Here is a 24,650-nt window from a genome sequence, read left to right as displayed (position 1 = left end):
GGGATTCTTTATTTATTGAGTTATTAATCTTATTAATGAATGAACAATAATTCACGTAATTTAGGCAATGGCCATTTCGAATCATCAACAATTTTCTCCAATTTATTAACGTGGTATCTAATCTCGTCAAAGAAAGGCTTAACGATCTCATCGTACATAATTGCTCGCTCACGCATATCTTCTACACTATTTGCTTTTTTACGCGCCTGACGCATTTCTTCAGCTTTCTCTAAGATCAAGTTAATGTGTTTGGAGATACGCTCAATATAATTCAATTGTGAGCTATAAGATTCAATACCTAATCCAATTTCTTTTAATCCTTTAACATTTTGAATTAATTCATTTTGGTAAATGATACAAGCAGGAGCAATTTGACTGGTAACTACATCACCGATAACACGAGCTTCAATTTGTAATTTCTTGAAGAAGTTTTCTAAAAGAATCTCATGTCTAGCTTCTGATTCACGTCTATTAAAAATTCCTAAGTTTTCAAATAAGGTAAGCGATTCTTCAGTTACATAAACATCTAAAGCTTTTGGAGTAGATTTTATGTTAGATAATCCTCTTACAGCGGCTTCTTTCTCCCATTCTTCACTATAACCATTACCTTCAAATCGAATCGCTTTAGAGTCCTTAATGTATTTACGAACTACGTTTAAAATAGCTAGGTCTTTCTTAATTCCCTTTTTGATTTGTTTATCAACTTCTATTTTAAATTCGATTAATTGATTGGCAACAATCGCATTTAAGATCGTCATTGGTAATGCCGAGTTCGCGGAAGAACCAACAGCACGGAATTCAAACTTATTACCTGTAAAGGCAAAAGGTGAAGTTCTATTACGGTCTGTATTATCTAATTTCAAATCTGGAATCTTAGGAATGCCATGCCATAAGTTAGCATCAGCTTTTACCTTCTTAGCCACTCTTGCAGATTCAACTTCTTCCAAGATTTCATCCAATTGAGAACCTAAGAAAATGGAGATAATAGCAGGAGGAGCTTCATTAGCTCCTAGACGGTGATCGTTTGAGTGACTAGCAATAGAGGCTCTTAATAAATCTGCATGCTCAAATACGGCTTTAATTGTATTTACAAAGAAAGTCAAGAACATCAAATTGTTTTTTGGAGTTTTACCAGGAGAAAGCAAATTAACACCAGTATTGGTAATAAGGGACCAGTTGTTATGTTTTCCAGATCCATTTACACCAGAATAAGGCTTCTCGTGTAATAATACCTTGAAATTATGTTTTATAGCAACTTGTTCCATCACATTCATCAACAATTGATTGTGATCGATCGCAAGGTTAATTTCTTCAAACATTGGTGCACATTCAAATTGAGAAGGAGCAACCTCATTATGACGAGTTTTTAATGGAATACCAAGTTTTAAAGCTTCATTTTCAAGATCAACCATATACGCCAATACGCGCTCTGGAATGGCACCAAAATAATGATCTTCCAATTGCTGGCCTTTAGCGGACATATGTCCAAATAAAGTACGACCAGTCAATTGTAAATCTGGACGTGCGTTGTATAAAGATAAGTCCACTAAAAAGTATTCTTGTTCAATACCTAAGGACCCAGATACCTTTGTAACAGCTTTATCAAAGTATTGAGCAACCTCAGTAGCTGCTTTGTCAATCGTTGCGATTGCTTTTAATAAAGGAGCTTTATAATCTAATGATTCTCCAGTATAAGAAACAAAGACAGTAGGAATACATAAGGTTTTACCAGCTGCAGTTTCAAAAATGAAAGCAGGGGAAGAAGGATCCCAAGCAGTATAGCCACGAGCTTCAAACGTATTACGAATTCCACCATTTGGAAAAGATGATGCATCTGGTTCTTGCTGAACAAGTGCATCTGCATTAAATTTCTCAATTGCACTACCATCCATATCTGGTTCAAAGAAAGCATCGTGCTTTTCGGCAGTAGATCCAGTTAAAGGTTGGAACCAGTGGGTGTAGTGAGTTACTCCATTTTCAATAGCCCAAGCTTTCATGGCTTGAGCAATGAAGTCAGCCATTTCTCTGCTGATTTTATTGCCACCATCAATGGCGCTTTCTAATTCTTTAAAAGTTGGCTTCGGTAAATAATACCTCATTTTGGATGGCGTAAAAACATTTTTGCCATAAATCTCAATGGCTCTTTCTGATTTTACTGCATTAGTTACATTGAAGTGATGTTTGGTTGCTGCTTCTACGGCTGCAAATCTGGAGTTTGACATATTGGTTGTTGAAGTTAATGCAAAATTAAACTCTATTTTTTCCGTTTTGTTTAAAAACTGATTCAAAAATACTGTAAAAAAATTATTTCAAACTAATTTTTGATGAAAAAATATAAAATTTTAACATTTCATTTCAAAAAAGTATAGTTTTTAATAAAAATTATAGATGAAAATAGTTTTTAACATGTGTAATTTGATTCTTTTATGAATATTTTGATATGATTTACAGCTTTTGTTTTACAATAGTATGAAATTATAGGGTTTGGTATTGAAATTATATAATTCTGATCTTTGGAATGAAAAAAGGCGGACTGTTATTTAGTCCGCCTTAGCAATTTTGATAAATAGGTTTTTTAGTTGACTTCTAATCCCCAGTCAATACCTTTCTCTGTCGCTTTTACACCTTTCTTGATCCAATTGGCAGCAGGAGCTCCTTTTAGGAAATGGTCAAAAAATTGTGCTTCGCGAATTTGTATGTCTTTTCTGTTTTGTCTTTGAATTAAATTGTGGTCATCACCATTGTAGTTCAGCAACCAAACTGGTTTATTTAAGCGTCTCAATGCCGTAAAGAATTCAATTCCTTGATACCAAGGCACTGCACCATCATTATCATTACTCATAATAGCTACTGGTGTATTTACGCGATCCATAAAAAATAAAGGTGAATTCTCAATATACAGATCTAATGCGTCCCATAAAGGTTTACCAATTCTACTTTGCGTATTTTCATACTGAAACTGTCTAGACATTCCTGTACCCCAACGGATACCACCATACGCGGATGTCATATTCACAACCGGAGCACCAGCCCAAGCTGCTGCATACATGTTGGTTCTTGTAATAAGATGTGCCACTTGATAACCACCCCAGCTTTGTCCTTGGATACCCATTTTAGTAGAATCAACCCAATTATTATTACGTGCAAGATATTGCATGCCTGAATTGATGTACTCTTCAGCTGAACGTCCAGGATATCCAGTCTCATAACGGATATCTGGTGCAAACACCAAATATTCATTACTTACAAAATATGGAATATTTAATCTTGATGGCGTAGGAGCAGGGGCCTGATAGGTATAAAGACCATCACTTAATAACTCATAGAAATATGCAATAATTGGATACTTCTTATTTGGATCAAAGTTTTCTGGTTTATATAAAATTCCTTCAGCTTGATGACCTTTTGGAGTAGTCCATTTCACTAATTCGGCTGTTCCCCAATTATAATTAGCTTGTTGCGGATTGATATTACTTAGTCTAGTTTCTTTTGTCAAGTTACTACGTAAGTATAAATCTGGTGAACTTTGATAATCTTCTTTGGTATAAATAATTTGATCTAATTTTTCATCAGTATTTAACATACGGTAGGTAAATGGACCAGACCAAAGCACATCCATATTTCTTTTACCTAATTTATAAAAACCATTTTCTTTAGTCGTTCTGTTAAATCCAGCTAAATAGATTGGTTTCTTTTCATCAATATAGGTATTACGATCTCTGGGATCTTCTTCCCTGGAAACATTAAGATAGCGGTAGCTAATTAATTGCTCTCTACCTTTACCCAATGTGATCATTTTCTTTTCTTTCCCATTCAAACTTACTTTCCATACATCAAAACGGTCATTTAAGTATACGGTATTTCCATCTTTCGACCATCCGGCTATCCCATAAGGACCCGGAAGTGCTGGAACATCATTTTCCTCATCTACAAAACTAACTTCAATACCTTCATTTAATTTTTTAGTTTCTTTGGTTTTAATGTTATAACTATTCCAGGAAGCTTCTTCTCTATTGAAATACAAAACATATTGTCCGTTTGGCGACAATAAAGCCATACCAGACAGTGCTTTAGCAACTAATTGTTGTTCACCAGTAATAGTTGAAACCACATATACATCTGATTTCATACCACCATCCCATTGAGAAGCTATTCTATATTGATTGTCACTTGTAGCTAAAGCCCACTCAGAATCGCCGTCAGAAGTTAGACTAATACGATTATAGGTTTCATCGGATAAAGGTTTAACAGCACGATTTCCATCCAAATTTAACATAGCTGTATAACTTCTTGACATGTCCCTTCTAAGGTTTGATAATTGCATTGGCTGCAAATAATCATCCTGCCAATGCCAGATATCTAGCTTAGCTGTTTCAAAGTCGACCAAAGTTGTGTCTCTTACGCGTGGTACAGGTGCTAAACCAAAGAATAATCTTTTACCACTTTTACTAAAGGATGTACTTCCGTCACCAGATACATACCAGTCTTTTGGCATTCCACTACTATTCTTATCCACAAGAATATATGCAGTATCCTGTCTTGGGGTATAGTAGTATAGTTTATATTCCTTAAGCAAAGATTTTTCTGGTGATTTATCCGCTAAGAAACTAAGTTGATTAACTTGGTCATCAAAACGGAAGGACTTATAAGTACCTTTTCCATTACTGATTTTCTTATGCGTCTTTTTTGCAACATCATAAATGTATAATCCAGCCTCATTTACGGTGTCTTTTGCAGCACCTTTTCTAGTGTACAATAAATAGGCTTCATTATCACTCCAATAATAATTGTCTGTTTTATGAATTTGAACTGTATCACCTGTTTGAAGATTCAAAATATGTAGAACTGGTGTCGGTCTTTCTTTTCGGGCTACCGGTCTTCTTACTTTAATACTATCAGTTTCAGCCTTTTCATTCTTATCTGTGGTTTTTGTGCTGTCCACTTCATCTTTTTTGTCCTTAGCAATTGGGACAATAATTTCAGAAACAAAGGCAACATAATTATTAACCTTTCTAGCAATTTGAGAGGACTTTAATGCCGGATACTTTTTAATGTTATTTTTTAAGATATCAACAACAAACAAGGAATCCTTTGGCATTTCATCTGGTCTTTTCTTTTTAATTCTCGCCTGTCTTACATCCTGAAAAAGAGGTTTTACGGTTGTGATTAAGAAGTTCTCATTCTCAGATAACTTAATGTCAGTAGCACGAGGGATTTGAAACAATACCTGATCCTTATTGTTTTTAACCATAGCGATTCCATCTCCTTCTTGAGGATTAATGGTATAGTACAATAAGTTGCCAGATTTACTGATTTCTGCACGACTAATGGACTTCCATTGGTCATAGACAGAATGGTCAATTGGTTTTTTTTGTGCATATGCTGCATTCAATGCAAAAAAACTAATTAATAAAATGCTAGAACTTCGTTTCATAAATTATGAGTTTGGAGGTTCAATATTAGGTAAAATAATCTTAACTTAGGCTTAAACAAACTATAACATTTTTATTATAAATATCCAAAATCACGCGCTATGAAATCAACAGGAGTTATTATAAGTATAATTTCAGGATTAGCATTTATTGTTTTTGCTATTGTTTTTGCGAATGCATATAAGTATAAATACAAAAATGCAAATACGATCAATGTGACCGGAAATGCCAAAACAGACTTTGAATCGGATATTGTAAAATGGTCTGCTTCCTATAGTAGGAAATCAATGGACTTAAGCGAAGCTTCTGAGCAATTGAAAAATGATAGAAATCTAGTTCGAGATTTTCTTGTAAAACAAGGAATCAAAGAATCAGAAATACTATTCAATTCTGTAAATATCAGCAGAGAGTTCAATACACAATCCGATCAAAATGGTAATAGCTATAGTACTTTCTCTGGTTATAGTTTATCACAGAATGTAAGTGTAGAATCCAAAGAAATAAATAAAGTAGATAATGCTTCTCGTGAAATCTCTGCCTTAATTTCTCAAGGTATTGAATTAAGCTCTAATCAGCCTAGTTATTATTTCTCTGGATTGGAAGACCTTAAATTAAAACTAATATCCCAAGCATCTCAAAATGCACGAGTTAGAGCTGAAAATATAGCTAAAGAGGCCGGTTCTTCATTAGGTGACTTGGTAAAAGCAGATTTAGGGATTTTCCAAATAACTGGACAAAACGATAATGAAGAGTATTCTTATGGTGGTGCATTCAATACAACATCCAGAAGTAAAACAGCTAATATTACAGTCAAAACCAGTTACTTATCCAACTAGGAGTTAATAATCTTCACTTTTGACTCTTAACCCATTAGTTTAGACCAAATTGACGAGCATTATTAAATACTAATCTTCATTCCCAGGTAAAAGTTACGAGGTGCAGAGGCATTGAAAAATCTATTGCCTATAGCATTGATGTCATTACCTAAGGAATATTTCTGGTTTAAGATATTATCAGATCCTACGAAAATACTGCCGTTATATTTGGCAGCAAATGTCTTATTCCAAGATACCTTAGCTTGTAATAAATGATATGACTTGGCGTAAAAATTGTTAGCATCTGTCAATGGGATTTTTCCGGTGTAATTGTGAAATACATTGAATTGAATACCTTGATCAAACTGAAAGCCCAATGTATTGACCCAAATCCATTCAGGAATGGAAGTCACTTTATTCCCTGCATAATTTTCATCAGCAATTTTATAATCTTCAAAACGATACTTTTGATAAGTTAAATTAGAAGAGAAAATTAAGCCTTGTAAAACTGAGGTCTGTGTAGGTTTAATCAATTGGGTCAAAACACTAGCTTCAACACCTTGCTGCTTTATTTTACCGGCATTTACAAAATATTCTTGTCCTTCTTCATTCAATTGACGAATAATACCATCGGTCAATAAGTAATGATATGCTGAAACATCCGCGATAATTCTTCGGTCAGTGGACTCCATATGAATTCCTATTTCATAATTAATACCTGTTTCTGGATTCAAATTCTCATTTATACTGTTGTCGGATGAACGGACTTCAGCAATGGTAGGTGGGGAATAACCTTTAGAAATTGATGCTCTAAATGCCAGGTTATTCCATGCCTGGTAAGATAATCCAATGCGTGGCATCCATGTGTTTTTGAAATGAATGTTGCCCTCCGAAGGATTTAGTTCAGGATAAAAGCGTTTAAAGTAATAGCTGTTCAAATTCAATCCCAAGGAAGCTTCTACAAATAACCTATGATATAAGGAAGCCCTTGCTCGATAAAATATATTAGCTTGATTGGCTGTTAAAGAATCATGATCGGTGAGTACACCCATTACGCCAAGGTTATTTTTATGATTTTTTATTCCATAAAAACCTTTCTGAATTTCCGTTCCCAATTGCATCTCCCAATTTAGAGCTTCATGATCGGACTGATCATAAGAGAAAAAGGTTCTTAATCCAATGTTTTTCTCTTTTCTTTTCTCATAATTGGTCACAAAAGGATTTTTAAAGTCGGTGGTAGTACCAAATACACTAAATACATGCTTTAAACCAAAATCAAAATTATATTCATGCGTTAGACCTGCAATAAATGTCTTATTATAGATGGCAGCTTTTTGATCCTTTGCACTAGGAAAAGGACCTCCTGCAGGTCTAGCTTGGCTTGGGTCTTCATCATATTGAGCTTGGGTTAATCCACCAGGGGTTTCATAGCCTAAGTCACTATATAAGGCAAATAATTTAAGTTTTCCACAATTATTATATGCCCATTGATGAGCTGTTTGAAAAAACTTCTTATTTAAACCACTTTGGACACGGTATCCATCTGAGCGAAGGAATGCTTGGTCAAAAGAAAAATTATATGCCTCGTTTACTTGATGTTGAACAGTTAATTGTTCATGAAAAAGACCATAAGAACCAGCCTGTACCAATAGCGATTTCTCATTGCTAGGCTGCTGGAGACCATTAGGTATTATTCGAATCACTCCTGAAGAATTGGCGCCGAATAAAGAACCATCTGGACCTTTCATGATATGAATTTGTTGTATACCTATAGGATCCAACAAATTTAAATAAGTATTGCCACTCGCATCGGTCATTGGTACTTCATCCAAATGGACTTTTGTGTTTCGAACTCCGAATGGAGAACGAATCATACTTCCGCGCATAGCCAATCTATAGCTTCCTGGAGAGCGTTCTTCCATTCGGACACCTGGAGTAGCATTTATTGCTGAAATTATCGTAGAAGTGCTTTGTGCATCTAACAAACGCTTTGTTAATACACGACTACTATTGGTCAGATTCTTTGTAGGCTGTGCATTGAAATAAATCTTTACATCAATAGGCGAAATGGCATTTATACTACTATCTTGATCTGTCGATTTCTCAGATTGGGCAAACAATGTATTTCCAACTAATATAAATAGGGCAGTAAAGTAAATAGCGCTGTTAATAGAAAATTTCATTAGTCTGATTAATAATATTTTAGAATGCTTCATTAAGACCTAGGAAAAGACCGCGCTGTCCGAATTTACCGAAAGCATAATCAATACAAAGGTTTGTTCGGGTTGCTTTATTGAATAATAGTCTTAAACCAGCACCAGCTGCAGGTTGCCAAATTTTAAAGAGTTTAGTGCCCATTTGATCATTTGCCGATTGAACATTTGTAAAGACAACTCCACTTAAAAATTGATTTCTCATTAAAGGAAAGCGATATTCCAGTTCAGAATAAAAGAAGGACTTTCCTTTAAAATAACCCATCGTATATCCACGACCACTTCTAGCATAAGGATCTTTGGCTGTGCCTGGAAGATCTACATAAGGTAATGTACCTCCTAAATTATAGGACCCAAAATTCCAAAATGCCAATACATGATTCGGCCTACTTTCTGATAATTGCCAATATTTCCTAAAGTCTGTTTGTAATTGATAGGCATTATGCTCACTACCCATCCATGATTGATTCATCCTTAAAACAACATCCACATAGTACCCTTTGTATGCACTATTTGGATTATCCCTTGTCATATACTGCATATTTAGCATAAGTCCATTGTTATTAACTCGGTTTGGGTTAAAGTTGTTCCAACGGCTGTATATCTCTACTGGTGCCATCCCTTCCTGGCTACCTACAGTCTGAAAATCTCGTTTCATTTCAAAGAAGAAACCAGCACCTACAAAAGCACCGGGAAATAAATTTTTATAAACCCGCTCACTAACGGAATACACCATAAATTTATTCACATAACGAGCCCTATCAGGGTTGTTCATGATCAACTCCTCCTCGGTAGGATTAGTCAGTGTACCACCAATCCCCATACCGTAATCTAATCCAACTGCCTTAGCAACCATCATATTTCCCTTGATATTCCAAGAGTTACCAGGTGTATAGATGTCATGAATGAGATAGCCAACAACAATCCCTCGTGTTGTAGCACTTACTGCAGCTGCTGCAATGGACATGGCAGTGTTTGGCTGATTACCTAAAACTTTACCACCAACTGCCTTAATGCCTATCTGAGCACCAATAGATGGATTGTAATTCAGATTCGGAAGGTAAGTAATGGCAGAGCGTTTATTGGATTTAATACTAGTTCCTTGATTTTTCTTTTTAAAAGGATTAATATCTTTAAATAAATCAACTACATCGTATAACTGTTGGGTAGGATGGACCGTATCCCTTTCTAATTTTGTTGTAATAGTATCTTGAATTTCTACTTGTGCATGAACATTTGAATTGCTGAATAATAGAATAAGAAAAGGGAGAAAATAGTGCCGAAATGCCATATGTTGTGAAGAGTTCCTGATATTAAGTTATTATATTCAAGGTGATATTAATTTCTCCCTAAAATTAGGATTTATTTCATGTAATTGAAGAAAATCCATGTAATTGCTAAAGGATTGTTACCATTAAATTTGATTTTTAATCGAAATCCATTTTATCCAAATGCCCCAACAAGCCAGTCAATCCACCTGTATGAATGAATAGTATCCGACTTCCTTTAGGATAGTAATCTTTATGTATCAAATCAAACATGCCATAAACCAGCTTCCCTGTATAAGTAGGCTCTATTAGAATACCACTTTTGGCAACAAAATCTTTAATAAAATCATTTAGTTCTTTTTTTGTTTTAGCATATCCTCCAAAATGATATTCAGTCAACAAATTTATCTTATCAATAGGGGCACCAAGTTCCTTAACATCCTCCAGGATAAAATCAGCATTTTTCAATACAGGAATAACCAGAAGGTTAGTGGCTAATTTTTGAGACTCAATGCCTACTGCTAATCCGGCAGCTGTTGTACCAGTACCTGCAGCCACTAAAATATGAGAATAGGTTTGTGTCAGCTCCGAAATAATCTCCTTACAACCTTTAACAGCTAATGTCGATCGACCTCCTTCATCTATGAAATAATGCGTTGACCCATCAAAATTTTCTTGGAAATATAGTGCCTTGTCTTTGTAGGGCTGCCTATCTATAAAGTGAAGGTCCATACCAAAAAGTTGAGCCATTTGCAGAACAGGATTGTTAACCTCTTCTCCACGGATAATACCAATCGAATTAAATCCAAATTGTGCTGCCGCCGCCGCAGTGGCCAAGATATGGTTCGACCATGCACCACCAAAAGTAACTAGATCTGTTTTCCCAAGTTGATGAGCATAACTTAAATTATACTTTAATTTCCGCCACTTATTACCTGAAATAAAGGGATGTATCTTATCATCTCTCTTCACAAAGACCTGTACTTGCTTCTCAATGAATAATGGATCATGCAGTTCCTCTTCAGGACTATATATCGGAAGATTAAAAACCATGGTCTAAAGATAGCTTTTTTGTCTATTGAGTTTGATAGCAGCTTAAAAATACTACTTTTGTAGCATGTTAGACCAATTGGAAAATGAGCAAGATGAACAGGAGCTATTTGAACATCTACGAATAGTTGCTGATAAGGGCCAAGCCTTATTGCGGATTGACAAATTCCTAATGAATCGTGTGGAGAACACATCTAGAAATCGTATTCAAAATGCTATAGATGCTGGTTCAGTAAAGGTGAATGAGAAGGAAATTAAGGCTAGCTATAAAGTAAAACCCTTTGATGTTATCACCGTCGTTTTACCAGATCCACCTCGTGATACAGAAGTCTATCCAGAAGATATTCCTCTAGATATCATCTATGAAGATGATGATGTGTTACTGGTTAATAAAGAGGCAGGTATGGTAGTTCATCCTGGTTTCAATAATTATACGGGTACTTTAGTTAATGCTCTAACATTTCACCTCAATCAATTACCTACATTACCTGGAAATACTGGACGACCAGGATTGGTCCACAGAATAGATAAGGACACTTCAGGTCTATTAGTCATTGCAAAGAATGAATGGGCTATGACTTTTCTGGCCAAACAGTTCTATGAGCATTCGATCAGTAGAAAATATGTTGCATTAGCTTGGGGCGATATACAGGAAGATGGAACGGTGACTGGGTATATTGGTCGCAATATTAAAGACCGTCGAATTATGGACTTATATGATGACCCTGAAAAAGGGAAATGGTCTGTAACGCATTATAAGGTTTTAGAACGATTGGGTTATGTTACTTTGATTGAATGCCAATTAGAAACCGGAAGAACCCACCAAATTCGTGCACATATGAAATCTATTGGTCATCCCTTATTCAGCGATGAATCATACGGTGGCAATAAAATTATAAAAGGAACTCAGTTTGCCAAATACAAACAGTTTGTAGAGAATTGCTTCTCCTTATTAAACCGACAAGCATTACATGCTAAATCTTTAGGCTTTATACATCCCAAAACCAAAGAATATTTACACTTCGAAGTACCAATGCCGGAAGATTTCCGTTTAGCATTAGAGAAATGGAGATCTTATAACACGAATAACCAAGAACAATAATATGCCAATTCAATATATCAATTTTAATGGAGCTATAGTTCCAGAAGACATGTCTATTTTAACTGCCGATAGCCGAGCGTTTCGATATGGTGATGGATTATTTGAAACCATGCTTTGGAAGGATGGAGATATCCGGTTTTTGGATTTCCATGTTGAACGCTTACAAGAAAGCATGAAGATCCTTTATTTTGAAGACTTTGAACAATTTGACACCTATTTTATTCGTCAAAAAATAGAAGAACTTGCTCGTAAAAATAATATGCTGGGTCAAACCTTACGTGTAAGGTTTATAGTTTTTCGTTCAGGAGGAGGGCTTTATGGTCCAGATAGCAATAAACCTAGCTATATCATTCAAATTGCAAGAAAGGCAGAAAGTCTTCGAGATAAAAAACTAGGCTTAATTATCGATGTTTATACTGAATACAAAAAACCTTATTCGGAACTGTCTAAAATAAAATCCAATAATGCATTAATTTATGTGATGGCAGGGCTATACCGTAAAAAATATGCATTTGATGAAGTGTTGATTCTTAACCAACAAGGCAATTTATGTGAAGCCTTATCTTCCAATATCTTTGTTTATTACGATAAGGTACTCTATACCCCAGCTCTTTCAGAGGGATGTATTGCAGGCGTTATGCGTCGTGTTATTATGGATATAGCGCAAGCTGAAGGTATTGAAGTCGTTGAAGCAGAAATAAAACCAGAGATCCTAAAAGTAGCAGATGAAATCTTTTGCACGAATGCTGTTGAAGGTGTGCAATGGGTGATGGGCTATAAACAAAAACGTTATTTCAATAAAATATCCAGAATCTTTCAAGAGCGTTTAAAATCATGGAGTTACGAGGAGGAGATATGATACCGCTTCGCTATTAGACGATAGATTTGAGATATGAGATAGAAAGGGAAGCCCTGCGGACAGAATTGTTAGTGTTAAGTAATTAGACATAAAGTGAGTTATTTCTAGCAGTTAAAAAATGTATGTCCGATGCATGCATCAACCGCACAGAATATATTCTATAAAATTTTATCAACTAAAAAAAAGGTCAGCTATTGCCGACCTTTCTTCATTAACAGTTAGTGTTTGAAAATATCTTCTGTATTATTTTTTGTTGATTTCAACATTCACGGTGATATCTACATTTGAGGCTATAGATTCTGCACCTGAAGGTAATTTATCCGCAGCTTTAAAATTAAATTCGGTTCTATTAATTGTGGTTTTTGCAGTAAAGCCTGCTTTGGATCTTCCTTTTTGATCAGTTACAACACTTCCGTTTTGAACAACTTTAAAAGTTACTTTTTTCGTTACGTCTTTCATGGTTAAATCACCTGTAAGACTGTAGTTGTTGCCGTTTTCCTTTTTAAGAACAGCATTCTTGAATGTTATCTTAGGGAATTTCTCAGCTGAGAAAAAATCATCACTTCTTAAATGATTATCTCTTGCTTCAATTCGTGTATCGATGGATTGAACATCGATATCAAAGTTGATTACTGCACCATCAAAATTAGTAGCATCTTTAGTTTCGATGTTTCCAGTGATCTTTTTAAACTGACCATCAATAAATGATAAACCCATGTGACCAATTTCGAAGCGTACATTACTATGAGCCGCGTCTACAGACCAAGTTTCCTGTGCAATACTTAAATTGGATAAGAATATAAATCCAATTACTAAGCTTAATAGTTTTTTCATAATTCTGCTCTTTTAATTTTACTTAAGACAAATTTCCATTATTTATTTTTTATTGGCATTGATCTATGATAAGAAATACAAAATTTTAAAATGTTCTAAAATTCTAGTTTAGATACAAGTTTTTTAAATAATTAATCCCATTCTGTAATTTAAACTTAACTAATTAGGGTTTTCAAAGAATATTAAATCGTTTTCCAATAGGAATTGTTCATTAGATACTAAAACATAAAATTTGGAGGATAAAACTATGGAACATCATCAGCAACACAACAAACCACATAAACAACATGAAAACCCTTATAGAAATTTTCTATACATGATGATTATCATGTTTGTAGCCATGTATTTTTTAATGTATGCTATGATTGATAAAATGGGTGATTTTTATTTTCACACGAACAATCTTTATATGACATTACTTATGGTATGTGCTATGATTCTTATTGAATTAGGATTTATGCTAAAGATGTATCAAAAGAAGGTTTGGAATTTAAGTATTGTGATTCTAACGATCATTGTTGCGGCATTTTCATGGGTGGGGATACGCAAGCAAATGAATATTGGCGATTCAGAATATTTAAAAGGAATGATTCCACACCATTCTGCTGCCGTATTAATGTCTGAGGAAGCTATTCTGAAAGATCCGCAAATTATAAAATTACAACAGGATATTCTGGAAACCCAAAAAAGAGAAATAGAATTTATGAAGCGAAAACTTCAGGAATTGAAGGACAAAAAGAATTAGGATGTCAGATTTATCGAACTATAATTATTACTTATTCAATTTCTGAATAACCTTTAATACTCGTTTCATTTTACTTTCTTTCTCGATTTCACCTAATCTAGCGTTTAAAGTATCAATAAACACATCCTTTGTTGATTGGTTTATCTTTGAAAGCGCCATTTCAGCATACATAGGTAACTGGTTGGTTGGACAAGTTTCCATCTGTTTAATTAAATAATCAAATGCTTTATCATGATAATCATGATTTCCCATTAAACCAACTAATATGCCTATAAAATTATCCTTGGTTATCACGGATCCTTTATTAGCAGCGTCCTGAAGATTCTCTAATTCAGCATAAAGTTCGGCTTCATAGCTGTTAATTAAAGACCTTAAAGCTGCCATGGATCCCCATTGTAAACGATTATTTTTGCTGCTTAATCCGGTAATAAATGGTGGAATGTATTCGGCGATCAGGTTAGGATTTCTTTCACCTATTTCATAAAGAACTTTTATGCTATCATTTTGATAATCTTTGTTCTTACCATGAATTAGTTCAATTAATGCTGCAACAGCCTGATGATCATTTTTATCGACAATGGCAATTGCCAAATCTATGTTGGGTTGTTCATCCTTTCTACCTAAGGCTGAAGCTAATTGTTGTGATATCATAGCTTAAAAATTGTAAAACAAGTATATGATTTCTTCCAATTAAATAAAACAAAAATGTTTAGTATTTTAAGAACACCTAGCACTAAAGCTTCATCTTGAACGTTTTAATAAAAACACATGGAATATGACTAAAGAAGAATACGAGAAATTATATCATGCTGATGATGCAGTAGGATGGATGGCAATTGATGAAAATTTAAAACGCATTTATCCAGAATTAGAACCAAGGCATTATGGACCACTTTGTGGTATTCATTATGTCGCAGGTGGAACTGATCCCATTGACGGAATTAGTGTTTATGACCATCCAGGCCAACCTGCTCATTACCACTTAGTAACTTATGGAATGAGTCAATTATACTATTCTCCAGATTCAGTGAATGAAGAATTTTCTAAATGGGGCTTTGAATTTACCTTCCGACTCGTACCCTTTGCCGAAGATGATAAAGATCCATTTTGGGCAATGCAGGTATTCAATAATTTAGCGAGATATGTTTATAACAGTGGCCGTTGGTTCGAAGAAAACCAATTTATCCCAGCAAAAGGTCCCATTCGATTGAATACGGAAACCGATATTGTTGGCTTTGTTTGTGCTCTCGATCCTGAATTAGGTAAAATCCAAACTGCTCATGGAGAAGTTTCTTTTATTCAATTAGTCGGAATCACTCAAAAAGAACTAGATTCCTTAATGGAAGCACCCTCACAAAATCAGGTAGCTAGTTTTATTGAGGATATGAAGGTTAACAATCCTTTATTGCTTACTGACCTTACTCGTAAATCATAATCGAATTAATTGTCCAAAAGGAGTAATATTTTAGAGTACTACCACTTGGCTAAATCTTTTCGGAGCAAATTTTGTTATTTTTAATGGGTTCTTTTAAAACAGGAGCTTTAAATTATCTTGTTTATGATGCACATTAATGGATTTCAGAAAATCAAACGCGTAGGACAAATTCTAAAGATTCTTTCTAAACATGGTTTTGATGAAATTATTTCTCGATCTAATCTAGACCGAATATTACCTGATAGCTTTTTATTTTGGAATAATCATGCCCGTAAGATATTTGAAGACGATTTCAATGTGCGCATTCGCTTAGCGATTGAAGAATTAGGTCCAACATTTATCAAGTTAGGGCAATTGCTAAGTAACAGACCGGACATTATTCCAGAAGATCTGCAAGAAGAGCTTATTAAGTTACAGGATGAGGTACCTGCTGAATCCATTGATATAAGAATTCGTATAGAGAATGATTTAGAAATACGATTTGAGGATCATTTCTTATCTATTGATCCAGTTCCAATTGCATCGGCATCAATTGCTCAGGTATATAAAGCTGTATTATTAGATGGTAAGGAAGTCGTATTTAAAGTCAAAAGAAGCCAAATTGATGAGGCAATTCGGGCTGATTTAGATTTTATTAAAGATCTCGTCAAACTATTGCAACGTAAATATGAGGTCATCTATAAAATGAACCTTTATCAGATTGTTCTTTCCTTTGAAAGCTCATTGCTGAATGAATTATCTTTTACAAATGAACTTAATAATATCGAAAGATTCAGAAGGAATTTTGCTGATAATAAGGAAGTTCATGTGCCTAAGGTCTACCGTAAATACAGTACTGATACCCTAATCTGTATGGAATTTATTGATGGGGTAAAGGTCAATGATGAAGCGGGATTAAAACAATATGGGCTATATCCAAAGTCCGTTTTACAGAATCTATTAGACCTGTATTTAGAACAGGTTCTTATGCATGGCTTTTTCCATGCCGATCCGCACCCGGGAAATGTATTTGTAAACCAGAAAGGGCAGGTGGTATTTATTGATTTTGGATCTATGGGTTTTATGATTCCTGAAGATCGGAATATTATTGAAGCCATGGTATTGGATTTTTTAGCCAATGATGCCAAGGGTTTAATAAAGAACATTAAAAAATTAGCCATAGTTCACCATATTGAAGATGAAAGACGTCTGGAAAGAGACGCCTACGAAATCTTTGAAATGATTAAACAAAATGCTTTAGATGATATTGATATCTCTGTTATGCTCAATAAGTTGAATATCGTCTTGCAAAGTAATCATATCCTTCTTCCTGATTTTGTTTACATCTTATTGCGTGGAGTTTCCATTTTAGAAGGAACAGGTAGACAGATTGATGCTGAATTGAATGTCCCTGAAAGTATTGCACCATTTGCGAAAAAGATAGCAGCCCAAAAACTATCTCCGGAATACCTGATTGCCCAATTAAAAGAAAAGGCAAAATTCGCCAAAGATGTTTTAACCGAAGTACCTGAGGATTTACTGGATTTATTAGAGAAAGTAAAAAATGATAAGGTGATGCTTAATCATAAAATGCAGGACTTTGATAATCTGCAATTGATCCTCCACCGAATGGGTAACAAGTTCCTATTATCCATATTAGCTATGACCTTTGGCGTAGGAGCCAGTATCCTTGCGCATGGGCGCGTTGGATATTTAATTGGGGGTATACCAGTCCTTTCTTGGTTCGGTTTCATCATGAGCTTTATAATATGCTTTATGCTGTTAAACCATTTGTATAAGAGTAAGTAAAATTAATTCTGGACTTGGTAAATAAACTTTGATGGTGAAACTCAGAGAATGCATAGTTGCTAAATAAACCTTTTGCACATACTTTCTACATCACACTTATTTAAAAACATTATGATTCTGTTTTAACTCATTATGAGTACTTATTAAGTATGATTTTGCATCGAGAACCCTAGGGAATTTCTAAGGATCTGATAGGGATCTTGTTCGGATCTCGTTCGCTTCTAACCGAACGAGATCCGAAGGAGTTCCGAACAAGTTCCGAAGGAGATCCGAAGAAGTGTCGAATCAAACCCCTAGAAAACCACTAAAAAACCTTTTGCAATAACATGGAAACTCCATGTCTTGCGTAGTGAAAAACAAAGGAAAAGAGAGGGAGTTAAAAGGATAAATAAATTATAATAGATTTTATTAGGTAATTGGTATTATTGTCTGATAAGAGTGTCTCATAAAAAGAATGACTTATTCAGGTGAAATATAAATTGAAATGTTTCAATTACTTAATAAAAATCCAACTTCTTATTAGTGTTTGTAAAGATAGTATTAGGTTACAATTTGATATTAAGTTAAAGTGAATTTGATGCATTAATAAGTACAAAATTGATTCAGAATTTTTTTTGAAATTTTAATCTTCATTTATACCAACTAAAAATAATCCAAATTATCACCATAGTTGTGAGTTCATTATTACATGAAATCACCTCTTTAATTTAATTTATTATTTGTTTTTTTTCCCCCATCTAATAAATGGTTCCTCGATATATTTGTATGTGAAAATTGAAACTAAAATAGAAATAAAAATTCCTCCAACTACTATTATTGTTGTATTCAATTTGGCATCTGTTAAAGAACACCTTTGGGTAAAAAACATTAATATTATTAAAACAATTATATGTACACAATAAATTGAATAGGATATTTTTCCTAAATATAATGACAGTTTATTATTGAAAAATAAATCTCCAATTTTATTATTGCTTTTTTGCATCCATAATACTATACACCAAAGTAACATAACGATTAAATAATGATAGCTAATTAATGATACGAATATTGTCGCAAAAAATAAAAATATAAATAAATGATTTGAACCTTTTTTAACATATCTTTTATATAGAGGATAAGAAAAAAATCCTATTAAAAAAAAGTGAAACATATTCGGTAAAAATGAAATCTGGTTCATATATCTTAAAGCAATTAGAAATAAGCTACAATAAGTAATTCCAAAAACTAATAACTTAAATTTATCTATTGGACTTTGAATCAATTTATATAAAAGCGGTATAATTATATAAAATTGCCATTCAAGAGTTAGTGACCAAGATTGGCCCATTATTGTGTACGAAAATGGAAATTTTTCATTTGGAAATAATCCATGTGTAAGAGTTAGATGACTAATTATATTAAGGAATAAATTACTATTTAAAGATTGATCCAATAAATTAAGGCGGTTAGCATTTATTGGATTTGAAAAAGATAAATTTGAAAGTATATTAAACGAAATATTAATCATAGATAGACTAATAATAAAAGCAACAATATAAATTGGAAATAATCTTAATGCTCTTCGTTTTAAATAAAATTTGTAACTTTCTTCCTTTGTTAATAATATATGGGTAACAAATCCACTCAATAAAATAAAAACTATTACAGGAAGTTTGCCATTTGTAAAAAAACCTTCAAAATAAAATGGTGTAAATGCAATAGCATGAATAAAAACAACCCAAATTGCCATATATCCTCTTAATCCTTCCAGATATGGTAGTCTCATAATTTTACGTTAATTAATTCAGCTAAATAAATTTTTTATATATTAAAAATGCAATTTTGCAAATAAGAAATTAGAAATACAACAGGAAATTTTTGTGTAATGGCTTAAAGTTAAATTTTAATTACTCAATTACTACCATCAAGAAAGAATCAAATAAGATTTTGTTTAATTTAATTTAATGTTTTCATTCAATTCATGTTTTTAAAAAAACTACCATTTAAGTATAATTGATCAAATTCACCTATTAATATTAAATATTTTTTATTAAAACCATTCCGTGTTTAAAAGAGTAAGTATTACACTTGAATATTACCTTCCCTTTGATAATTTGATTTAAAATTTCAGGACATCAATTTCATCCATTTTCAATGGAATAAGTAAATATTTTAATAATTCCCTAAATTATCCAAATATTAACTGCAGTTTAAAGGAAAATCCATCTTTAAATATGGGTTAAAGTAGCTGTAAACCATTTACTACAAAAAAACAAATAGAAGCCTATTCCGAGTTAAAGTACATATTCAAGGTGGAATAATGTTTTACCTTTGTTCAAAATAGTAGCGTTGAAGTGAAGAATTATCTAAAAATGCGAACAGAATATTTAATGCATTCTTTTATAATGAGTAAACAATACTAAAACGAATAAGCAAAAATTATGGAATACTTAATCCTATTAATTCCTTTTCTACTTGCTATTTACCTTGGAAAGGTAATTATCCCATACATTATGCTTATTACGTATAAGAAAAGGTTATTTGACCCGGTTGATGCCAGAAAATTACACCAAAGTATTATTCCAAGGTTAGGAGGGGTAGCATTTGTTCCTATACAATGTGTGCTTTTAGCAATAACCGTCATTATAGTTTATAAAATAAACTTTGTAAACCTTAATATTCATACCAACGACGTATTTCCCATGTTTATCATGCTTATCTGTGGAATGGTGATGTTATATATTATTGGCATTGCAGACGATTTAATTGGCGTAAGTTATAAATGGAAATTTGTTGCTCAAATTATGGTTGCCTGTCTATTTCCGTTGGGAGGCCTTTGGATTAATGATTTATACGGGATTTTATTTTTGGTGGATCTTCCAGCATGGGTAGGCATGCCTTTAACGGTATTTGCCGTTGTTTTGATTATAAATGCCATTAATTTGATTGATGGCTTGGACGGACTTTGTTCTGGATTGGTAGCCGTGGGCTGCTTGGTCCTTGGTGGTTTATTTGCTTACTACGAAGCTTGGATTCATGCACTTTTAGCCTTTATTACCACAGGTATCTTGATCTCATTCTTTTACTACAATGTATTTGGTCAATCCAAGCGAAGACGTAGAATCTTTATGGGTGACACCGGTAGTATGACCCTAGGATACACCATGGCCTTTCTTACCATTAGTTTTGCCATGCACAATGACCATATCAAACCTTTTTCAGAAGGTGCAATAGTAGTTGCATTTTCAACATTAATTGTCCCTGTTTTTGATGTCATCCGTGTAATCATTGTACGTTGGTTTAATAAACAGCCACTTTTTAAAGCTGATCGTAGTCATATACATCATAAACTTTTGCGTTCCGGAATCTCACATAAATCGGCGATGTTATCTATAGTTGGTCTATCATTGTTTTTTTGTATATTCAATGTGATTATGGTACAATACATCAGTAATAATGTAGTTGTCCTACTAGACCTGTTGTTATGGATAAGTTTTACATTAATTTTTAACTTTGTTGTGAAACAGAAAAAAGTAAAACTAGCTAAAAAGGAAATTGTTGAAGTGCCTAATAATAAGACTAACCTGGTAGAGAAGAAGGTCTCTCTTCCACTTGTCAACAAATACAACTATTAATTTTACACATGAAAATTTCCATTATTGGAGGTTCTGGTTTTGTCGGAACAAAACTGATTGAACGTTTACAAGATGAATCGGCATATGAACTTCTAAATATTGATAAGGCTCCAAGTACTCCATATCCCCAGATTAGTCAAATTGGAAATGTTCTCGATAAAGATCTCCTAAGCAAACAATTATCAGGAACGGATTTGGTTATATTATTAGCAGCAGAACACCGAGATGATGTAAGTCCTATTTCTGCTTATTACGACGTCAATGTTCAAGGGATGCGTAACACCTTGGAAGCGATGGAAAGTAATCATATTACCCGTATCATCTTCACGAGTTCAGTCGCGGTCTATGGCCTGGATAAAGATAATCCAGATGAAAGTTTCCCTGCAGATCCTTTTAATCATTATGGAAAAAGTAAATGGGAAGCCGAACAAGTATTGCAAGAATGGTATAAAAGCCATGAGGATTGGAATATTAATATTGTTCGACCAACAGTAATATTTGGTGAAGGTAATAGGGGGAATGTTTTCAATTTGCTAAATCAAATTGCTTCCGGTAAATTTATGATGATTGGAAATGGCAAGAATCAAAAATCTATGTCCTATATCGGTAATATTGTTGCTTTCCTTAAGTTCTTAATCGAGGACCGTACTTCAGGCTATCAGGTGTTTAATTATGTCGATAAGCCAGATTTTACGACCAATGACTTAGTTTATCATACAGGAGAGATCTTAGGCAAGAGTATTCCAACTACACATATTCCTTATTGGTTAGGGATGATGGGCGGATACGGATTTGATGTATTGGCTTTTATTAGCAGAAAGAAGTTATCTATTAGTTCTGTAAGGGTAAAGAAATTCTGTGCTGTGACAAAATATGATTCTAAAAAGGCTATGAATTCCGGTTTTATTCCTCCATTTAGTATGGAAGAGGGATTAAGAAGAATGTTAAAAGCTGAGTTTGGTAAATAGGAATGTCTATACAAGGAATTAATAACAATGTAAATTTTAATGGACTTGATCTATTTAAGTTTGTTATGGCATTCCTAGTAGTGGCAATACACGTGATACCTACAATAGACACAACAAGTTTATTTAATTCCTTATTTCAAACTATTTTAAATACAGCAGTTCCATTTTTTTTCATCACAACAGGTTACCTGCTCGAGATGAAAATAGAAAGAAGAGGTAATACATCCAAAAAAATCTATTATGGGTTTCTTAAATCCTCATTAAAACTGTATTTAATTTGGTCATTAATATATTTTCCACTGTCATTATATGGATTATGGATAAACAATGAACTAAACACAAGAGGAATAGGTCAGATAATAAAAAATATTTTAATAAAAGGAGATAATTATTTCTCTTGGCCATTATGGTATCTATTAACTTTAGTTTATTTTGGACTATTGTTATTAATAAAAGAAAGGTTAAAATGGGCTTTGTTAGTAATCTTTGTTTTAATTTCAATAATTACAATATTTTCATCGTTACTTTCTACATATTCATCTATATTTTTTATTGAAAAAGTTAATGAAATTCTTTATTCACATTTTGGTGGTTTACGCATAGTTTTTGGATTTCTATATTTATTACTAGGAATGTTAATTATGGAAAAAAAAATTTATATTCCGTTAGCAATTTCAGTAAGTCTCATATTATCATCATTAGTTTTTGAAATCGTAATTAATGATTTATTTTTTCTTCCCATAAGTGGTTTAATTGCATTTTTTGTGTTTCAAGTAGCACTTAAAGTCAAGTTAGGTAATATGATATTTTCAAATAACCTTCGGAAAAGTAGTTCCGTAATTTTCTTGACTCACATGCTGTTTTACTTTATTATTCTTAACATTTCATCAACTTATATTATTTCTAATCCAGTTATATATATCCTTGTAATTTCTTTAACACTAATATCAAGTGTTATAGTGATTAAAAATTGGGCTAATTTTCGGATTCTTAACTATATTTTTCCATGATGAGTTCATCAAATAGAATTTTTAAAAACACTATGTTTTTATATGTTCAGATGATAATTGGAGTAATAATTGGACTATATACTTCTAGAGTTATTCTTAATGTATTAGGTGTTAATGATTTTGGATTATTTAATGTTGTTGCTGGTGTAGTCACCATGTTTGGTATCATAAATTCTGCAATGACTTCATCTACAAGTCGTTTTTTAACATTTGAAATTGGAAAAGGTAATGAAAAAGAATTAAGGTCAATTTTTTCAAATAGTTTATCAATCCATTTGTTTATAGCAATTTTAATCGTTATTATTTCAATTGGTTTTGGTCCTTGGTTTATAAAGAATCAAATGCAAATTGATATAAATAGAATAGATGCAGCTGAATTTGTCTTTTATACTATGCTTGCATCTTTATTTATTAATATTGCATTTGTCCCCTATGGTTCAGCAATAATTGCACATGAAAAAATGTCTATTTTTGCTGTATTTTCAATAATCGATTCTATATTAAAATTAATCATAGTTTTTCTTATTGAAATTCTTCCATATGACAAACTTAAAGGTTATGGGATGTTATTATTAATATCTCAAATTATTATTCAAAGTTTGTACGTTTTTTATTGTTTATTTAATATTCCAGAATCTAGAATTACACCTAAGTATGATAAGAACCAATTTAATAAATTATTAAATTTTGCAGGTTGGAGCCTTTTTGGTGATGGGGCAGTATTACTTTATACACAAGGTGTGAATATATTATTAAATATCTTTTTTGGAACTACAGTAAATGCTGCGAGGGGAATCACTGTACAAGTCCAGGGAATGGTAATGAGGCTTGTTGGAGGCTTTCAAACGGCTCTTAACCCTCAAATCACGAAAAGCTATGCAACAAATGATTTGAAATTTATGCATAAACTAATTTTCTCAAGTTCCAAGTTTTCATTTTATTTATTGTTAATTATAACCATCCCACTTTTTATTGAAACAGAATATTTATTGAAAATTTGGTTAGGAAATATACCAGTCCATACTGTTTCATTTATTAGATTTATGTTAGGTATTTCTTTATTAGACAGCTTAGCAAACCCATTGGTTTTTGCAGCCAAAGCTACTGGTAAAATCAAATTATATCAATCTATTTTAGGTACTATACTTTTACTTATTTTACCAACGAGTTACGTCTTTTTAAAATTTGGATATCCACCTGAAACCGTTTATCTAATCCATTTGGTATTTGTAATAATCGGACAATTCTTTAGAGTTTATTTATTAAAAGACATGATAAAATTATCATTTAAATCTTATTTCAACAATATAATTACACCATGTTTTTATGTGTTGTTAATCACAGCACCATTCACTTGGATATCACAATATCTTTTTGAAAATTCAATTATTAAATTAATCACTATATGCAGCGTTTCATTAGTTAGTTGTATTTTTTCTACATATTTATTTGGAACAACTAAGGAGGAACGCATCTTTTTACTAAATAAAATCCCTATCCTGAACAGAAACTAA

18 protein-coding genes are annotated in these 24,650 nt (G+C 33.0%); 10 read left to right on the top strand and 8 right to left on the bottom strand.

Annotation, left to right across the window (positions count from 1 at the left end; translation table 11 throughout):
* Positions 1–32 precede the first annotated feature (32 nt).
* Both ABD676_RS11565 and ABD676_RS11560 read right to left on the bottom strand, forming a co-directional pair.
* On the bottom strand, positions 33–2,222 hold the full coding sequence (locus ABD676_RS11565) for a glutamine synthetase III family protein (RefSeq protein ID WP_344674842.1): 2,190 nt from the start codon (positions 2,220–2,222) through the stop codon (positions 33–35).
* 353 nt (positions 2,223–2,575) lie between these two features.
* Complete coding sequence (locus tag ABD676_RS11560; RefSeq protein WP_344674841.1) at positions 2,576–5,434, bottom strand: alpha/beta hydrolase family protein; 2,859 nt, start codon at positions 5,432–5,434, stop codon at positions 2,576–2,578.
* 99 nt (positions 5,435–5,533) lie between these two features.
* Between ABD676_RS11560 and ABD676_RS11555 the strand changes: the two genes are divergently transcribed.
* Positions 5,534–6,268, top strand: a complete 735-nt coding sequence (locus tag ABD676_RS11555) for an SIMPL domain-containing protein (protein ID WP_344674840.1) — start codon at positions 5,534–5,536, stop codon at positions 6,266–6,268.
* Positions 6,269–6,330: 62 nt separating this feature from the next.
* Here ABD676_RS11555 and ABD676_RS11550 read toward each other — a convergent pair whose 3' ends face one another.
* From ABD676_RS11550 to ABD676_RS11540, 3 genes are all read right to left on the bottom strand, one after another.
* Positions 6,331–8,430 carry a TonB-dependent receptor gene (locus ABD676_RS11550; RefSeq protein ID WP_344674839.1) on the bottom strand — a complete coding sequence of 700 codons (2,100 nt, stop codon included), beginning with the start codon at positions 8,428–8,430 and terminating at the stop codon, positions 6,331–6,333.
* Positions 8,431–8,449: 19 nt separating this feature from the next.
* Positions 8,450–9,751: a BamA/TamA family outer membrane protein gene (locus ABD676_RS11545; protein WP_344674838.1), complete on the bottom strand. Its 1,302-nt coding sequence runs from the start codon at positions 9,749–9,751 to the stop codon at positions 8,450–8,452.
* Between the two features lie 136 nt (positions 9,752–9,887).
* On the bottom strand, positions 9,888–10,781 hold the full coding sequence (locus ABD676_RS11540; RefSeq protein WP_344674837.1) for a 1-aminocyclopropane-1-carboxylate deaminase/D-cysteine desulfhydrase: 894 nt from the start codon (positions 10,779–10,781) through the stop codon (positions 9,888–9,890).
* A 64-nt stretch (positions 10,782–10,845) separates the two neighbouring features.
* On the opposite strand from ABD676_RS11540, the gene ABD676_RS11535 reads away from it, so the two are divergent.
* Both ABD676_RS11535 and ABD676_RS11530 read left to right on the top strand, forming a co-directional pair.
* Positions 10,846–11,880 carry an RluA family pseudouridine synthase gene (locus tag ABD676_RS11535; protein ID WP_344674836.1) on the top strand — a complete coding sequence of 345 codons (1,035 nt, stop codon included), beginning with the start codon at positions 10,846–10,848 and terminating at the stop codon, positions 11,878–11,880.
* A gap of 1 nt (position 11,881) precedes the next feature.
* Positions 11,882–12,739, top strand: coding sequence for an aminotransferase class IV (locus tag ABD676_RS11530; protein WP_344674835.1), 858 nt, complete (start codon positions 11,882–11,884; stop codon positions 12,737–12,739).
* Positions 12,740–12,982: 243 nt separating this feature from the next.
* Here the strand turns inward: ABD676_RS11530 and ABD676_RS11525 are convergent, their stop codons facing one another.
* Positions 12,983–13,573, bottom strand: a complete 591-nt coding sequence (locus tag ABD676_RS11525) for a YceI family protein (RefSeq protein ID WP_344674834.1) — start codon at positions 13,571–13,573, stop codon at positions 12,983–12,985.
* A gap of 247 nt (positions 13,574–13,820) precedes the next feature.
* Between ABD676_RS11525 and ABD676_RS11520 the strand changes: the two genes are divergently transcribed.
* Entirely contained in the window at positions 13,821–14,318 is a 498-nt protein-coding gene (locus ABD676_RS11520) for a DUF305 domain-containing protein (RefSeq protein WP_344674833.1), read from the top strand.
* A gap of 27 nt (positions 14,319–14,345) precedes the next feature.
* Here ABD676_RS11520 and ABD676_RS11515 read toward each other — a convergent pair whose 3' ends face one another.
* Positions 14,346–14,969 carry a hypothetical protein gene (locus tag ABD676_RS11515; RefSeq protein WP_344674832.1) on the bottom strand — a complete coding sequence of 208 codons (624 nt, stop codon included), beginning with the start codon at positions 14,967–14,969 and terminating at the stop codon, positions 14,346–14,348.
* A 124-nt stretch (positions 14,970–15,093) separates the two neighbouring features.
* Here ABD676_RS11515 and ABD676_RS11510 point away from each other — a divergent pair, with 124 nt between their 5' ends.
* Together ABD676_RS11510 and ABD676_RS11505 are read left to right on the top strand one after the other, a co-directional pair.
* The gene (locus ABD676_RS11510) at positions 15,094–15,753 is read left to right on the top strand and encodes a suppressor of fused domain protein (protein ID WP_344674831.1); all 660 of its coding nucleotides are present in this window, start codon (positions 15,094–15,096) and stop codon (positions 15,751–15,753) included.
* 123 nt (positions 15,754–15,876) lie between these two features.
* Positions 15,877–17,541 carry an ABC1 kinase family protein gene (locus ABD676_RS11505; RefSeq protein WP_344674830.1) on the top strand — a complete coding sequence of 555 codons (1,665 nt, stop codon included), beginning with the start codon at positions 15,877–15,879 and terminating at the stop codon, positions 17,539–17,541.
* A 715-nt stretch (positions 17,542–18,256) separates the two neighbouring features.
* On the opposite strand, the gene ABD676_RS11500 is transcribed toward ABD676_RS11505, so the two are convergent.
* Positions 18,257–19,309, bottom strand: coding sequence for an acyltransferase family protein (locus ABD676_RS11500; protein WP_344674829.1), 1,053 nt, complete (start codon positions 19,307–19,309; stop codon positions 18,257–18,259).
* A 655-nt stretch (positions 19,310–19,964) separates the two neighbouring features.
* Between ABD676_RS11500 and ABD676_RS11495 the strand changes: the two genes are divergently transcribed.
* Genes ABD676_RS11495 through ABD676_RS11480 form a run of 4 tightly spaced genes read left to right on the top strand, consistent with a single transcriptional unit; the run spans position 19,965 to position 24,650 of the window.
* Positions 19,965–21,158, top strand: a complete 1,194-nt coding sequence (locus ABD676_RS11495) for an MraY family glycosyltransferase (RefSeq protein WP_344674828.1) — start codon at positions 19,965–19,967, stop codon at positions 21,156–21,158.
* Between the two features lie 8 nt (positions 21,159–21,166).
* A complete protein-coding gene (locus tag ABD676_RS11490; protein ID WP_344674827.1) occupies positions 21,167–22,126 on the top strand; it encodes an NAD-dependent epimerase/dehydratase family protein in 960 nt (319 codons plus the stop codon).
* Between the two features lie 2 nt (positions 22,127–22,128).
* A complete protein-coding gene (locus ABD676_RS11485; protein WP_344674826.1) occupies positions 22,129–23,136 on the top strand; it encodes an acyltransferase family protein in 1,008 nt (335 codons plus the stop codon).
* Positions 23,133–24,650, top strand: a complete 1,518-nt coding sequence (locus tag ABD676_RS11480; RefSeq protein ID WP_344674825.1) for an MATE family efflux transporter — start codon at positions 23,133–23,135, stop codon at positions 24,648–24,650. The genes ABD676_RS11485 and ABD676_RS11480 overlap by 4 nt, the downstream gene beginning before the upstream one ends.

The sequence above is a fragment of the Sphingobacterium kyonggiense genome (assembly GCF_039536825.1).
GTDB lineage: Bacteria > Bacteroidota > Bacteroidia > Sphingobacteriales > Sphingobacteriaceae > Sphingobacterium > Sphingobacterium kyonggiense.
The sequence above is the reverse complement of the archived record's forward strand: the minus strand, read 5'-3'. Positions and strand labels throughout refer to the sequence as shown.

Coding starts and splice junctions, on each gene's coding strand:
- ABD676_RS11560 (WP_344674841.1), bottom strand. CDS start 5,434: ATGAAACGAAGTTCTAGCATTTTATTAATTAGTTTTTTTGCATTGAAT.
- ABD676_RS11490 (WP_344674827.1), top strand. CDS start 21,167: ATGAAAATTTCCATTATTGGAGGTTCTGGTTTTGTCGGAACAAAACTG.
- ABD676_RS11510 (WP_344674831.1), top strand. CDS start 15,094: ATGACTAAAGAAGAATACGAGAAATTATATCATGCTGATGATGCAGTA.
- ABD676_RS11565 (WP_344674842.1), bottom strand. CDS start 2,222: ATGTCAAACTCCAGATTTGCAGCCGTAGAAGCAGCAACCAAACATCAC.
- ABD676_RS11555 (WP_344674840.1), top strand. CDS start 5,534: ATGAAATCAACAGGAGTTATTATAAGTATAATTTCAGGATTAGCATTT.
- ABD676_RS11485 (WP_344674826.1), top strand. CDS start 22,129: ATGTCTATACAAGGAATTAATAACAATGTAAATTTTAATGGACTTGAT.
- ABD676_RS11495 (WP_344674828.1), top strand. CDS start 19,965: ATGGAATACTTAATCCTATTAATTCCTTTTCTACTTGCTATTTACCTT.
- ABD676_RS11505 (WP_344674830.1), top strand. CDS start 15,877: ATGATGCACATTAATGGATTTCAGAAAATCAAACGCGTAGGACAAATT.
- ABD676_RS11520 (WP_344674833.1), top strand. CDS start 13,821: ATGGAACATCATCAGCAACACAACAAACCACATAAACAACATGAAAAC.
- ABD676_RS11540 (WP_344674837.1), bottom strand. CDS start 10,781: ATGGTTTTTAATCTTCCGATATATAGTCCTGAAGAGGAACTGCATGAT.
- ABD676_RS11525 (WP_344674834.1), bottom strand. CDS start 13,573: ATGAAAAAACTATTAAGCTTAGTAATTGGATTTATATTCTTATCCAAT.
- ABD676_RS11535 (WP_344674836.1), top strand. CDS start 10,846: ATGTTAGACCAATTGGAAAATGAGCAAGATGAACAGGAGCTATTTGAA.
- ABD676_RS11550 (WP_344674839.1), bottom strand. CDS start 8,430: ATGAAATTTTCTATTAACAGCGCTATTTACTTTACTGCCCTATTTATA.
- ABD676_RS11515 (WP_344674832.1), bottom strand. CDS start 14,969: ATGATATCACAACAATTAGCTTCAGCCTTAGGTAGAAAGGATGAACAA.
- ABD676_RS11480 (WP_344674825.1), top strand. CDS start 23,133: ATGATGAGTTCATCAAATAGAATTTTTAAAAACACTATGTTTTTATAT.
- ABD676_RS11545 (WP_344674838.1), bottom strand. CDS start 9,751: ATGGCATTTCGGCACTATTTTCTCCCTTTTCTTATTCTATTATTCAGC.
- ABD676_RS11500 (WP_344674829.1), bottom strand. CDS start 19,309: ATGAGACTACCATATCTGGAAGGATTAAGAGGATATATGGCAATTTGG.
- ABD676_RS11530 (WP_344674835.1), top strand. CDS start 11,882: ATGCCAATTCAATATATCAATTTTAATGGAGCTATAGTTCCAGAAGAC.